This window comes from Massilia litorea (assembly GCF_015101885.1).
GTDB classification, from domain to species: domain Bacteria; phylum Pseudomonadota; class Gammaproteobacteria; order Burkholderiales; family Burkholderiaceae_D; genus Telluria; species Telluria litorea.
Window position 1 is genome coordinate 4,950,964 of record NZ_CP062941.1, and the last position, 13,101, is coordinate 4,964,064.

Annotated in this window: 7 protein-coding genes and 1 tRNA gene; 2 read left to right on the forward strand and 6 right to left on the reverse strand. The window is 67.7% G+C overall.

Translation table 11 applies throughout. The features are described from left to right. Nucleotides 1-253 precede the first annotated feature (253 nt). Both LPB04_RS22225 and LPB04_RS22230 read right to left on the reverse strand, forming a co-directional pair. Nucleotides 254-1,483 (reverse strand): glycosyltransferase, encoded by a 1,230-nt coding sequence (locus LPB04_RS22225; RefSeq protein WP_193686600.1) that lies wholly within the window; start codon nucleotides 1,481-1,483, stop codon nucleotides 254-256. A gap of 643 nt (nucleotides 1,484-2,126) precedes the next feature. Then, a complete protein-coding gene (locus LPB04_RS22230; RefSeq protein WP_193686601.1) occupies nucleotides 2,127-4,040 on the reverse strand; it encodes an ATP-binding cassette domain-containing protein in 1,914 nt (637 codons plus the stop codon). A gap of 207 nt (nucleotides 4,041-4,247) precedes the next feature. On the opposite strand from LPB04_RS22230, the gene LPB04_RS22235 reads away from it, so the two are divergent. Further along, nucleotides 4,248-4,322: transfer RNA gene (locus tag LPB04_RS22235), tRNA-Arg, on the forward strand. Between the two features lie 206 nt (nucleotides 4,323-4,528). Beyond that, entirely contained in the window at nucleotides 4,529-5,164 is a 636-nt protein-coding gene (locus tag LPB04_RS22240; protein WP_193686602.1) for a DedA family protein, read from the forward strand. Nucleotides 5,165-5,182: 18 nt separating this feature from the next. On the opposite strand, the gene LPB04_RS22245 is transcribed toward LPB04_RS22240, so the two are convergent. The 4 genes from LPB04_RS22245 to LPB04_RS22260 form a co-directional block, all read right to left on the reverse strand. Continuing rightward, nucleotides 5,183-5,872: a response regulator gene (locus tag LPB04_RS22245; RefSeq protein WP_193686603.1), complete on the reverse strand. Its 690-nt coding sequence runs from the start codon at nucleotides 5,870-5,872 to the stop codon at nucleotides 5,183-5,185. Between the two features lie 54 nt (nucleotides 5,873-5,926). Beyond that, nucleotides 5,927-10,192 carry a hybrid sensor histidine kinase/response regulator gene (locus LPB04_RS22250; RefSeq protein ID WP_227496538.1) on the reverse strand — a complete coding sequence of 1,422 codons (4,266 nt, stop codon included), beginning with the start codon at nucleotides 10,190-10,192 and terminating at the stop codon, nucleotides 5,927-5,929. Between the two features lie 199 nt (nucleotides 10,193-10,391). Continuing rightward, nucleotides 10,392-12,176 (reverse strand): gamma-glutamyltransferase, encoded by a 1,785-nt coding sequence (gene ggt / locus LPB04_RS22255; protein WP_193686604.1) that lies wholly within the window; start codon nucleotides 12,174-12,176, stop codon nucleotides 10,392-10,394. A gap of 99 nt (nucleotides 12,177-12,275) precedes the next feature. Continuing rightward, complete coding sequence (locus LPB04_RS22260) at nucleotides 12,276-13,034, reverse strand: 3-hydroxyacyl-CoA dehydrogenase (protein WP_193686605.1); 759 nt, start codon at nucleotides 13,032-13,034, stop codon at nucleotides 12,276-12,278. Between the last annotated feature and the right edge of the window lie 67 nt (nucleotides 13,035-13,101).

The following is a 13,101-nucleotide window of genomic DNA, read 5'->3' on the forward strand; positions in this document are numbered from 1 at the left end:
CTGCTTCCGCGCACGGTTCAGCCTTCGCGCGCGATAAATTCGAACTTGCAGTTAGCGCGCCAATGCCGGCACCCGCTCCACTGCGACTTCTACGCCCGGTACGCCCAGCAGGATGGCCTGACCCTGTGCGGCCTCCTCAATCGCCTGCCGGGGGAGCGCGGGACACGACGACCCGCTATCGGCAACTGCCGTCGCTCGAATACAACACCGGATGCGGCTATGGCAGCAGGAGCAGGGAGTGCGGCGTGGGCCTTCAGCGCCTACGTCCCCATGGTGCCAGCATACGGCGGTAGGACAGCGCGACCTCGCGCGCCAGGATGTCGTAGGTGCGGTTTTTCCGGACCCAGGGCGGCCCCCGTTCGGCGCAGTGCGCGGCAAGGCCCGGATCGCGCAGCAGGCGCAGCGTAGCGTCGGCGAAGGCGCCCGCCTCCATCGGCACGCACATGCCCGCGCCACTCTCTTCGATGCTCCGCTGCTGGTCGGGAATGTCGTTGGCCACGCCCGGGATGCCGAGCGCCAGGTATTCGACCAGCCTGGTCGGCGACGAGACGTCGTGCAGCCTGCCGCGTGGAATCGGCGACAGGCCGACCTCGGCCCGCACCGCATAACCCAGCGCCGCCGCCTGCGGCAGCCAGCCGGTGAGCAGCACGTGGTGCCCGAGGCCGCGCGCCGCAATTGCATTACGCATCCACACCATCTCGTCGACCGAGGGCGCTTCGCCGGCGATCACCAGCAGCACCTCGGGGATCTGTTCGCGCAGGCGCAGGACGACGTCGAGCAGGAAGTCGGAACGGCGCGAGCGGGCCACGCGGCCCAGGTACAGCACGACCCGGCGCCCCGCCAGGCGCGGATCATGGCTGGGCGCGATGGTGCGGCGATCGAAGAGCGCGGCGTCGACGCCCATCGGCACCGGCGTCATGCGTTCGGGCGCGATGCCGAGGCCTGCCAGCCAATCGCGCATGGCCTCGCTCTGCACGAAGACATGGTCGGCGCGCGGCAGCACCAGCCGGTAGACGACACGGCGCGAGAGGAAGGCACGCAGCGCATGCGCCAGCCAGGCCGGCCAGCGGCCCTGGCGCGCCAGCGCATCGCGCCGCGCCTCGAAGCCTTCCACGATCGGGAAGGACATCCAGTAGACAAAGGGAATCCGCAACAGGCGTGCCGCCAGCAGGGCCAGTAGCGCGCTGGCGACCTTGTCGCGCACCTGGATGCAGTCCGGCCGTGCACGGCGCCAGGCGCACAGCAGCCCGAACGCATCCCAGAGCGGCGCGAGCAGGCTGGCGAAGCGGCTGCGCAGGCTGCCCACGACATGCATGCCGCCGGCGCGCCAGGGCCCGGCGCCGGTGCCGCCGCCCTGCCCCACCAGCTCGGTATGCACGCCGTAAGCGGGCATCTCGACGCCGAACAGGGTCGCGACGTCGGCGCGCTGCGGCGGCAGCGGGTCGCGAACGATGAAAGCAATCGAAAAGGGCCGGGTACGCATGGGAGTCTGGTCGAGATGTCGCTGTCGATACTAGCGCAGCCCCTGCGGCAGGAGACCCGCGGCGGCCCAAGCGCGCCGGGGCGCCCGATTGAGGGCAATCAAGGTGCCATGGCCGCGTGTGGGCGCCTTGGAGCGCCGAACAAAACAGTCAGGGCAAGGCGCGGCGCCGCATCGGCGGACCGCGAAGACAGTACGAGGGTACGGCGAGGCGCTGCAACGCGGCCATGGCTGTTTTGTCAGGCGCTCTTGGTCTGCCCGGTCGAGGCCGTCCCTGGCCGTGGCGCAAGCGTCCAGCCGCGCGCGCAGCGCCGCGCTGCGCACGCCTTCGAGCTTGCGGCAAAAATGGGCGCCCGAGGCGCGGATGCGCCATCACCAGCGTCTGGAGAAACATCTCGGCGTGGCCTGCAGATCCCGGCCGTTGTCGTCGAGCCTCGCCGATGCGCATGAGTTCCGGCGGCGCGTTTGACGCAAAAGGACAAACGCATCGATGCCGATGCTAATGTTCGACGGGCCGGACGATATCAGGGATTGGGAGTGAGGCTGGTCGTGCACTGGGGCACAGTGCGATGGCGGGACGCAGGGCGCGTCCGCCGTCGGGAGGCGCCACAGGCAGGCAGCCCGTGGCGCAAGTGTGGCAGGAGCCTCAGGCGTCGCCGCGCGAGCGCGCTTCGATCTTTTCCCAGCGCTCGAGGGCGTCGAGCAACAGGTCGTCGATCTCGGCGTAGCGGGCGTTGATGCGGCGCGCATCGGCCGGGTTGGTCTTGTAGAAGTCGGGCGCGTTGAGCTGGGCGGTGATGGCCGACTGCTCGTCCTCGAGCGAGGCGATGAGCTTCGGCAGTTCGTCCAGTTCGCGCTGTTCCTTGTAGCTGAGCTTGACCTTCTTCGCAGCGGTGTCGGGCGCGGCGGCCTCGGCTGCCTTGGCCGGTGCCGGCTTGGCGGCCGTGGCGGCGGGCTGGGGTGCGGTTGCCTTGACGCGCTCCCAGTCGGTGTAGCCGCCGACATATTCGCGCCACAGGCCCTGGCCTTCGGCAACGATGACCTGGGTCACGACGTTGTCGAGGAAGGTGCGGTCGTGGCTGACGAGGAAGACGGTACCCGTGTATTCCTCGAGCAGCTCTTCGAGCAGCTCCAGGGTGTCGATGTCGAGGTCGTTGGTCGGCTCGTCGAGCACCAGGCAGTTGGCCGGCTTGGCGAACAGGCGCGCCAGCAGCAGGCGGTTGCGCTCGCCGCCCGAGAGCGACTTGACCGGCGACCGGGCGCGCTCGGGCGCGAACAGGAAGTCGTTCAGGTAGGTCATGACGTGCTTGCGCTGGCCATTGACTTCGACCCAGTCGCTGCCCGGGGCGATGGTGTCGGCCAGGCTCGCCTCTTCGTTGAGCTGGGTGCGCATCTGGTCGAAATAGGCGACGTTGAGCTTGGTGCCCAGGCGGGTGGTGCCGCTGTCCGCGGTTTCCTCGCCGAGGATCATCTTCAACAGCGTGGTCTTGCCGGCGCCGTTCGGGCCGATCAGGCCGACTTTATCGCCACGCAGGATGGTGCCGCTGAAGTTCGACACGATCACTTTGTCGCCGTAGGACTTCGAGACATTCTCGAGTTCGGCGACGATCTTGCCGGAACGCTCGCCCATGCCGACGTCGAGCTTGATCTGGCCTTGGGTATCGCGGCGCGCCACGCGTTGCAGGCGCAGCGCCTCGAGACGGCGCACGCGGCCTTCGTCGCGCGTGCGGCGGGCCTGCACGCCCTTGCGGATCCAGATTTCTTCCTGGGCCAGGAATTTGTCGAACTTGGCGTTCTCGACTTCTTCGTTGGCGAGCAGTTCGCGCTTGCGTTCCTGGTAGGTCGTGAAATTGCCGGGGAAGGACAAGAGCTTGCCGCGGTCGAGTTCGATGATGCGGGTGGCGACGTTGTCGAGGAAACTGCGGTCGTGGGTGATGAACAGGACCGAGCCGCGGAATTCGCGCAGCAGGCCCTCGAGCCACATGATCGACTTGAAGTCGAGGTGGTTGGTCGGTTCGTCGAGCAGCAGCACGTCCGGCGCCGACACCAGGGCCACGGCTAGGGCGACGCGCTTCTGCATACCGCCGGACAGCGTATTCATTTTTGCTTCGGCGGCCAGGCCGAGGCGGTCGAGCGTGGTGTCGACCTTGTTGTTCAGGTTCCAGCCGTCGGTCGCGTCGAGTTTTACCTGGATGACGTGCATGCGTTCCATCAGCGCCTCGTCGTCCCCCTGGCCGAACTGGCCGGTCAGGGCCTCGTATTCGGCCAGCATGCCCTGCAGTTCGCCCATGCCGGCGGCGACGGCGTCGAACACGGTCGACTCCGGATCAAAGGTCGGCTCCTGCTCGACATAGGCGATCTTGATACCCTGCTGCATGACGAGCAGGCCGTCGTCGAGCTTGAAGCGCCCGGCAATGGTTTTCAGCAGCGAGGATTTACCCGTGCCGTTACGCCCGATCAGACCGACGCGCTCGCCGGTTTCAAGGGAAAAGTCCGCGTGGTCGAGCAGCGCGACGTGACCGAACGCGAGTTGCGCGGACGAGAGAGAAATGACAGCCATAATCTGTGAACTGGCCGCGTGCGATGGTCTCGAAGAGGCGCGGCGCGGCGGGAAAGGTAAAAGAAGCCGCTATTGTACCGATTGCGGCGCCGACAATTCCAAATAAGCTGCTTTCGTCGGCTATAATTGCACTCGGTTCACGATACCGGCCTGCCCGCAGGGTCCGCTCGCCGAACCGCAGGTGCCGCTCACGGCGGCACGCGTGTCCTCCCCGTAGCACAATGGATAGTGCACATGCCTCCTAAGCGTGGGATACTGGTTCGATTCCAGTCGGGGGGACCACCCTGCTTCTTACCCTGCAAGCATTGCCGAAGCGACATCGCCCGTGTTCCTGACGTCCTCGTCCTTGTTAAATAGGCCCTACGCCTGAGCCCGCCGCTGCACACTCGCGCCGCTGCCGGCGCCTCGCCGCCAGGCCTCTCGGCCGTGCGTGGCCCTTTCCTCATCCGCGCTATCATCCCCACTCCCGAGCCCGCCTGGAGTGTCCGATGTTCGAGTTCATCACCAATTTCCTGGAACACAGCGGCTACCTGGGCGTGTTCGCCCTGATGGCGCTGGAGAACATCTTCCCGCCGATCCCCTCCGAAATGATCATGCCCTTTGCCGGCTTCGTCGTCGCGCGTGGCGAGCTGAACCTGGTGGGCGTGCTGTTGGCAGGCACGGCCGGCTCGGTGGCGGGCGCCCTGCCCTGGTACTACGCGGCGAGAATATATGGCTGCGAGCGCCTCAAGCGCCTCGCCGCGCGCCATGGACGCTGGCTGACGGTGGGCGCCGACGATATCGATACCGCGCTCGCGGCGTTTCGCAAGCACGGCCGCAAGGCGGTGCTGTTCGGGCGCCTGATTCCCGCCGTGCGCACCCTGATTTCCGTCCCCGCAGGCCTCGGCAACATGTCGCTCGGGCAGTTCCTGCTGTATTCGGGCATCGGCTCGCTGGCCTGGACCGGGCTGCTGACGGCGGCCGGATTCCTGCTCGAAAGCAAATACCAGCAAGTGTCGAAGTATGTCGACCCGGTGTCGAAGGTGGTGCTGGGCGTGCTGCTGGCCTGGTATCTGTACCGGGTGATCACCTACCGCGCGCCGGCCCGGGCCGACAGCCGCAAGAAGGAACACGAACCGGGCTGATGCCGCCGTGGCGGCGGCTCAGGCGGGGCTGCCGCCCGCGCGCAGGGATGTCGCCTGGCGCGCGACTGCGGCCGACGCGGCCACCAGCGCCTGCGCAGCCGTGGCCGCCTGGGGCGCCGCCTCCGCCCGCGCCAGCGCCGTGGCCGCGCCGTGCAGGCCGAGCATGACGCAGCCTTCGCGCAGGCGCCGCAAACGCTCCATTGCCGCAGCCGTGTCGCCCTGCGCCAGCGCGGTCTCGATCATGCCGGCGGCTTCGGCCAGTTGCCGCTCCAGGCCGCCCAGGTAGAGCGCGAGGCGCGCCGCGTCGATCCCCAGACGTCCCAGGCTGGCCGCCGGCGTCTCGTCGGGCGCGAGCGCCATCAGGTGCGGGCGCAGGCTCTCGACCCGGAACGGCTTGACGACATAGCCGGTCGCGCCGAGGGCATCGGCCTCGCCGATCGTGGCGCCGTCGTTGGCGGCCGAGACCAGCACGAAGGGCAGCCCAGCCAGTTCCGGCTGCGCCCTTACCCGCGTCAGCAACTCGGTGCCCGACAGCCTGGGCATGCGCAGGTCGCAGAACACGATGCCCGGACGCAGCCCGGCTTCCAGCTGGCGCCAGGCATCGGCGCCATCCTCGGCTTCGAGAATCTCGTATTTGCCGCAGCTGTCGACCAGATGCATCAGCATCATGCGCGATACCACGTCGTCGTCCACCACCAGCACCTTCATCCCGCCCTCGCCAAATTTGTTGCTTTGAAGAACATTATACGATCTGCCCCCGGATCAGGCCGAGAGCCGTTCAAACGTGCCGAGCATCGCCTCGAGCGCCGGCAGCGCGTCCCGGATCTCGGCCTGCAGCCCGCGGTCGGCCGCCTCTTCCAGCCCTGTGCACAGCGCCACGAGCTCGCCCGCCCCGAGGTGGGCGGCACTGCCGCGCAGCCCGTGCAGCACGCGCGCACAGGCCTCCAGGTCCCCGCCTTCCAAGGCCGCGCGCAGTTCGGCGCGGCGGCGCGGCAAGTCGGCGGCGAAGGCGGCGCGCATGCGCGCATGCAGGGCTGCCGCCCGCATTTCGGGTGACTGCGCCGGCGGCGCTGCGGGCGGCACGTCGGCGATGCCGAACATTGCGTCCAGTTCGGCCACGCTCGGTCCGGCGGGCGGCATCGGCGCCAGCTCGATGCCGCGCTGCAGCTGGCGCTCGATGGCCCGGCTCAATTGATAGTGCAGTGCCGCCTCGTCGATCGGCTTGGCCAGGAACCCGTCCATGCCGCAGGCAAGATACCGGTCGCGGTCCTCGTCGCTGGCATTCGCCGTGAGCGCGACGATCATCACGTGCTGGTCGAGCACCGGTGCGTCGAGCGTACCGCCGGCACGGATCAGGCGCGTGGCGGTGGCGCCGTCGATTTCCGGCATGCGTCCGTCCATCAGGACGATGTCGAAGCGCGTGTGGGCGCAAGCTGCCACCGCCAGCGCCCCGTTCTCGACCACTTCGATCTGGTGCCCCATTTCCTCGACCATCATGCGGGCGATGATCTGGTTGGTGGCAAAGTCCTCGGCGCACAGCACGCGCAGGCGGTGGGTGTGCGGCATGCGCGGTACGTGCTCGACCGTTGGCGGCTCGACGCCGTCGCTAAGGGGCAGCACGAAGCTGAAGGTACTGCCCCTTCCCTGCACGCTCGTCACGCCGATCGTGCCACCCATCAATTCGACCAGCTGGCGGCAGATCGCCAGGCCAAGTCCGGTGCCGCCGTAGCGGCGCGTGGTGGTCGTGTCGGCCTGCTCGAATTTCTGGAACAGGCGCGGCAGCGCGCCGGGCGCGATGCCGATGCCGGTGTCCTGCACCGAAAACCGGATCATGTGTCCCGTTGAATCGTCCGTTCCCGGCGCCTGGTCGACGGGTCGCCGTTCCACGCGCAGGGTGACTTGTCCGCTCGGCGTGAACTTGAAGGCATTTCCGACCAGGTTGATCAGCACCTGGCGCAGGCGCGTCGGGTCGCCCACCACAAAGCGCGGCAGGTTGTCGGCGAGCTCGATTGAGAAGCCGACGCTGTGCGCGGCGGCCTGCTCGGCGAACAGGCCGACCACGTTCTGGATCGCGGCGTCGAGCGCGAAGTCGATGTTTTCGATGGTCAGCTTGCCCGCTTCGATCTTCGAAAAATCGAGCAGGTCGTTGATGATCGCCAGCAGCGACTGGGCATTCGCCTGGCCGCGCTCGATCTGTTCGCGCGTGCTCGGGCGCACGGCGTTGTCGCGCAGCGCGAACCCGAGCATGCCGATCACGCCGGCCAGCGGCGTGCGCATCTCGTGGCTCATGTTGGCCAGGAATTCCGATTTCTGGCGCGCCGCGTCCTCGGCGCGCTGCTTGGCCAGCTGCAGGCGCTGCTCGTTCTCGTACAGGGCGCGGTTGGCTTCCGCCAGTTCGCTGGTGTTGCGGCTCACTTCGCGCTCGCGCTCGCGCAATTCCTCGGTCTGGCGCTCGAGGAGGCTGTTCTGCTGCGCGATTTCGCGGGTACGGGTGCTGACCAGGCCCTCGAGGCGCTCCTTCTGGCGGCGCAGGCCGCGCACGCGCAGGGCGTAGCCGGCATACGAGCCGCCGAGCAGGAGGAAGGCGACCGCGCCGCGGAACCACCAGGTGCCCCAGACCGGCGGCTCGACCGTGATGTCGAGGGTCGCCGGGGTCTCGCTCCATACCCCGTCCTTGTTGGCGGCGCGCACCCGGAACACGTAGTGGCCCGGCTCGAGATTCGTATAGGTTGCGAAGCGTTTGCCGGCGTCCGTGTACACCCATCCCTGGTCGAAGCCCTCGAGTTTATAAGCGAAGCGGTTGCGCTTGGGCGCCGCGTAGTGCAATGCCGAGAATTCGAGCGAGAACACCGAGTGCTGGAACGAGAGCGTGATCGCGCGCGTGTTCTCGACCGGGCCCGTGAGCAGCCACGGATAGGCTTGCTGTACCGGCCGGTTGAAGATCTGGATGCCGGTGATGACGGCAGGCGGCGCGATGCCGTTGTAGCGCAGAGCGCGCGGGTCAAACGCGGTCATGCCGTTGAAGCCACCGAAATACAGGGTGCCGTCCGACGCACGCAGGGCCGCGCCGTCGAAATAGGCGCCGTCGATGGTGCCGTCGGCCGCCGTGTAGCTGCGCCAGCTGTTGTTGGCCGGATCGAAGCGCGACAGGCCGTTGTTGGTGCTGACCCAGATCACGCCGGCGGCGTCTTCCAGCATCGCCGCCACCGAATCGTCGACCAGGCCGTCGCGCGTCGTGTAGCGCACGAAGCTGACGGAACCGTCGGCGGCCGTGACCATCTTGTTCAGGCCGCCGGCGGTGCCGACCCAGACGTTGCCGGCGTGGTCTTCGAGCAGCGCGTGCACCTCGTTGTGGCTCAGGCTACTCGCCTGGTAGGGATCGTGGCGGAAATGGCGGAAGCGTTTATTGACGCGGTCGAGCAGGTCGAGGCCGTTGAACGAGCCGACCCAGAGCCGGCCGCGCCGGTCTTCCAGCACCGGGCGCACCATGTCGTCGGCCAGGCTGGCCTGGCGGTTGGGGTCGTGCCGGTAGGACTCGAGCGCGCCGCTACGCGGGTCGAGCCGGTGCAGGCCGCCGCGGGTGGCGATCCAGACCGCACCGTCGCGCCCGAGCGTCATCTTGCGGACGTTGTTGGCGTCGGCGTCTTCCGGCACCAGTACCCGGCGCGTGAAGCGGCCGCGTGCCGGGTCGAAGCGGGTGATGCCGGTGCGGCCGCCGATCCAGACGATGCCGTCGTGGTCGCGCACCAGGGCATTGACCGCGGTGTCGATCAGGCTGTTCGGATTGCCGGGGTCGTGGCGCCAGATACGGTAGGCGCCGGGTCCGCTCTTGGCCGGATCATAGTGCTGCAGCGTGGCGGCGCTGGCCACCCAGAGCTTGCCGGCGCCATCGTCCTCGATGGCACGTACCCGGTTGTCGGCGGAAATGCCGAGGCCGTCATTCTCGCGCACGATGCGCGCGAAGCCGCCACTGCTCAGGTCGACCCGCGAGACGCCGCCATACCAGGTGCCGACCCAGAAGGTACCGACGCGGTCGCGGAACAAGGCGGAAATATAGTTGTCGGCCACGCTGTGCTTGTCGGTGACGACCCGGCGGTGCGCCTCGAAGCGGTCGTGCGCCTTGTCCCAGCGAAACACACCATCGTCGTGGCTGCCCACCCAGACCTGGCCCTGGCCATCGTCATACAGGGTGGAGATCCAGGTGCGCGGGATGCCGTCCTCGGGGCCGTAGCGGCGCGGGGCAGCCGCGCCGCTCCCCAGCGGCCTGCGTTCCAGCCCGGTCAGCAGGCCGATCCAGAGGTTATCCCCGGCATCGAGCAGCAGCGACTGCACCTTCTCCTGGGGGCCCGAAGCAAGCCGGTGATGTTCGAAGCGCAGCCCCGCGCCGTCCAGGCTGTCGAGGCCGGCGCCAGTGGCGATCCAGAGGCGGCCGCGCTTGTCGAGGGCCAGCGCGTTGATGCCGTCGTCGGCCAGGCTGTCGGGGTCGCCGTCGACGTGGTGCCAGGTCGTAAAACGTCCGCTGGCGATGTCGACGTGCTGCAGGCCGTCGGCGGTACCGAGCCACAAACCGTCCTTGCCGTCGTCGACGATGGCGCGCACGTGGATGTCGCCATTGCCGCGCCGTCCCGAACCACCGGTAGGCAGGTACGGGCGGAATGTCTGGGCCGTCGGGTCGTACAGCGCCAGGCCGCCGTCGGTGCCGACCCACAAGCGTCCCTTGCGGTCCGCGTGCAGCACCCGGACCCAGTTGCTGGCCAGCGTAGTGGGGTCGCCGACGGCGTTACGGAAATTGACGAAGCGGTAACCGTCGAAACGCGACAGGCCGTTCTGGGTGCCGAACCACATGAAGCCGTCACGGTCCTGGGCCATGGCCAGCACCGATTCCTGGGCCAGGCCATCCTCGACGCTCAGGTGCTCGAAGCGCAGGGTCGGCGCCGGCCCGGCCAGGGCCGGGCCGAGCATGCCGAGACAGCCGGCCAGCGCCAGCAGCCATCCGGACAGCAGCGCCCTCATGCGGTGAAAAAACAAACAGGAAATGTCCTGCCCGCGGCTACGAGGCAGGAGCAGGAACGGACTGCCGCGCACGGCCGGAAAGCATGCTGTCCGGCGCCGGCGGCGAGGAGGAAATGATCAGGTTGGCGGTCCACTCCGCAAGGTTAGCAAACAATTCCGGACATGAGTGGATTTATTGCCCTCAAGCTACTCTTAGTTGCCCATTCATCGCCCATTAATCGCCCTTTGCAACCCCTTCGCGTCGCGGATCCGCACCACCGAACCACCAGGGCTCGCCATGGATCTGCAAGCGCATGATGCCGTGCAGGCCGGAATTCTGTTCAGTCTGGCGCACCGTGTGGCCGCGCGCCGTCAGCGCATTGACCGTCGCTTGCGGGAAACGCCCTGCTTCCAGCTCGGTCGGACCGTTGCGGCTGCCGAAATTCGGCAGCGCAATCGCCTGCTGCACGTTCAGGCCCCAGTCGAGGGTGCCGACCAGCACTTTCGCCACATAATTGATGATGGCCGGACCGCCGGGTGAACCGACCGCCAGCACCAGCTTCCCGGTTTGCTTGTCGAACACGACGGTCGGCGACATGGCGCTGCGCGGACGCTTGCCGGCCTGCACCCGGTTCGCGATCGGGCCGTCGGCGTCAACCGAATCGAAAGAAAAATCGGTCAGCTGGTTGTTCAGAATAAAGCCGTCGACCATCTGGCGCGAACCGAACGCGTCCTCGACCGTCGTCGTCATCGACAGGCCGGCGCCGTGGCTGTCGACCACCACCAGGTGCGAGGTGGACGGCGTTTCGATGGCGTTGTCCTTGCCCCAGGCCACCTCCATGCCGGGCGGATTGCCGGCCGGCGCTTCGCCCATCGAGCGTTCGCCGATCAGGGAAGCGCGCCTGGCGAGATAGGCCTTGTCGATCAGGCTCGGCAGGCCGCGGCCCGGCAGCGGCACGAAATCGGTGTCGGCCGCGTAGCGGTTGCGGTCGGCATAGGCCAGGCGTCCGACTTCGGAAAACAGGTGCACGGCGTCCGGCCCCGGCACGCCATCGATCGGGGCCAGCTTCGCCAGGTCCCGCGTCTCGAACATGCCGAGCATTTGCGCGACGGCGATGCCGCCCGAGGATGGCGGCGGCATGCCGCAGACGGTGTAGACGCGGTAATCGCTGCAAACCGGTTCGCGCACCCGCGGCCGGTAGTCGGCGATATCTTTCGCGGTCAGCAAGCCCGGATTGGTCGGGTGCGCATGGACCTTGGCCGCGATGTCGCGTGCGATATGGCCTTTATAAAAAGCGTCGGCCCCGCCTTGCGCGATCTCACGCAGGGATTTCGCCAGCGCCGGGTTTTTCAGGATGTGCCCGACCGGCCAGGCATTGCCGTCCGGGTCGTAGAAATAGGCGGCCGCGGTCGGGTCCTTGCGGATGTGGGCGTCCCAGGTCAGCAGGCCGTTCAGGCGCGGGCTGACGGCGAAGCCGCGTTCGGACAGGCGGATGGCGGGCGCAAACAGGGTTTTCCAGGGCAGCTTGCCATGCTGCTTGTGGGCCAGTTCCAGCATGCGCAGCACGCCCGGCGCGCCGACCGAGCGGCCGCCGACCACGCCGGCCGTACGCGAGAGCGGCGTGCCGTCGGGATTCTGGAACAGGTGCTCGTTGGCCGCCATCGGCGCGGTTTCGCGGCCGTCGAAGGCCTGCACCTTCTTGCCGTCGTAATGCACCAGGAAGGCGCCGCCGCCGATGCCCGAACTTTGCGGCTCGACCAGGGTCAGCACCAGCTGGGTGGCGATCGCGGCATCGATGGCCGTGCCGCCCTTTTTCAGCATCTCGTAGCCGGCCTCGACTGCGAGCGGATTGGCGGCGGCCACCATGTATTTGCGTGCGGCCCAGCCGGCCTTGTCGGCATAGCCGGTCGCGATTTCGGGGGCGCGCTGGGCGGTGTCCTGTGCCAGTGCAATCGTAGGGGGCGCGGACAGCGCCAGCAGGGCCGCCGCGCAGGCGAGCATCTTGAATTTGATGGTCATGGAGTCCTTGGAAGTAACAAGGGCGTGCCCGGCCAGCCGCCGCGCACGCCCAACATTCCTGGCATCCTACCTCAAATTGTCAGATGCAACATTCGCCGCTTACTTCGGCTGCATGCGGATGGCGCCGTCCAGGCGGATCGTCTCGCCATTGAGCATCACGTTTTCGATGATGGCTTTGGCCAGGTGCGCGTATTCCTTCGGCATGCCGAGGCGCGGCGGGAACGGCACCATCTTGCCGAGCGAGTCGCGCACTTCCTGCGGCATGCCCATCAGCATCGGCGTCTCGAAGATGCCCGGGGCGATCGTCATCACGCGGATGCCGCTGCGCGCCAGGTCGCGTGCCATCGGCAGCGTCATGCCGGCCACGGCCGCTTTCGAGGAACCGTAGGCGGCTTGCCCGATCTGGCCGTCGAAGGCCGCGACCGAGGCGGTGTTGATGATGATGCCGCGCTCGCCGTATTCGGCGCCTTCGGTATTGCCCATCGCTTCGGCCGCCAGGCGTGCCATGTTGAAGGTGCCGACCAGGTTGATGTTTACCGCGCGCTGGAACACGTCCAGCGGATGCGGACCGTCCTTGCCGACGGTCTTCACGGCCGGCGCCACGCCGGCGCAGTTGACCAGGCCGCGCAGCGTGCCCAGGGCCACCGCTGCGGCCACGACCGCCTTGCCGTCTTCTTCCGAGGTGACGTCGCACTTGACGAACTGGCCGCCGAGTTCGGCGGCGAGCGCCGCGCCCGCTTCCGCCTGCACGTCGGCGATCACGACCTTGCCGCCCGCTTCCGTGATCATGCGCGCAGTAGCTGCTCCCAGGCCCGACGCGCCGCCGGTGATGATGAACACATTGTTCTGAATTTGCATGGTTTTCCCTTTTTGCGTTCTTTTTGACGTTTACGTTAACGTCAACCCACAAGATTGTAGCGAATTT

What these genes read in the sequence shown, in the direction of transcription:
- ggt (WP_193686604.1), bottom strand. Translation starts at nt 12,176, where the DNA reads ATGACCATCAAATTCAAGATGCTCGCCTGCGCGGCGGCCCTGCTGGCG.
- LPB04_RS22240 (WP_193686602.1), top strand. Translation starts at nt 4,529, where the DNA reads ATGTTCGAGTTCATCACCAATTTCCTGGAACACAGCGGCTACCTGGGC.
- LPB04_RS22225 (WP_193686600.1), bottom strand. Translation starts at nt 1,483, where the DNA reads ATGCGTACCCGGCCCTTTTCGATTGCTTTCATCGTTCGCGACCCGCTG.
- LPB04_RS22245 (WP_193686603.1), bottom strand. Translation starts at nt 5,872, where the DNA reads ATGAAGGTGCTGGTGGTGGACGACGACGTGGTATCGCGCATGATGCTG.
- LPB04_RS22260 (WP_193686605.1), bottom strand. Translation starts at nt 13,034, where the DNA reads ATGCAAATTCAGAACAATGTGTTCATCATCACCGGCGGCGCGTCGGGC.
- LPB04_RS22230 (WP_193686601.1), bottom strand. Translation starts at nt 4,040, where the DNA reads ATGGCTGTCATTTCTCTCTCGTCCGCGCAACTCGCGTTCGGTCACGTC.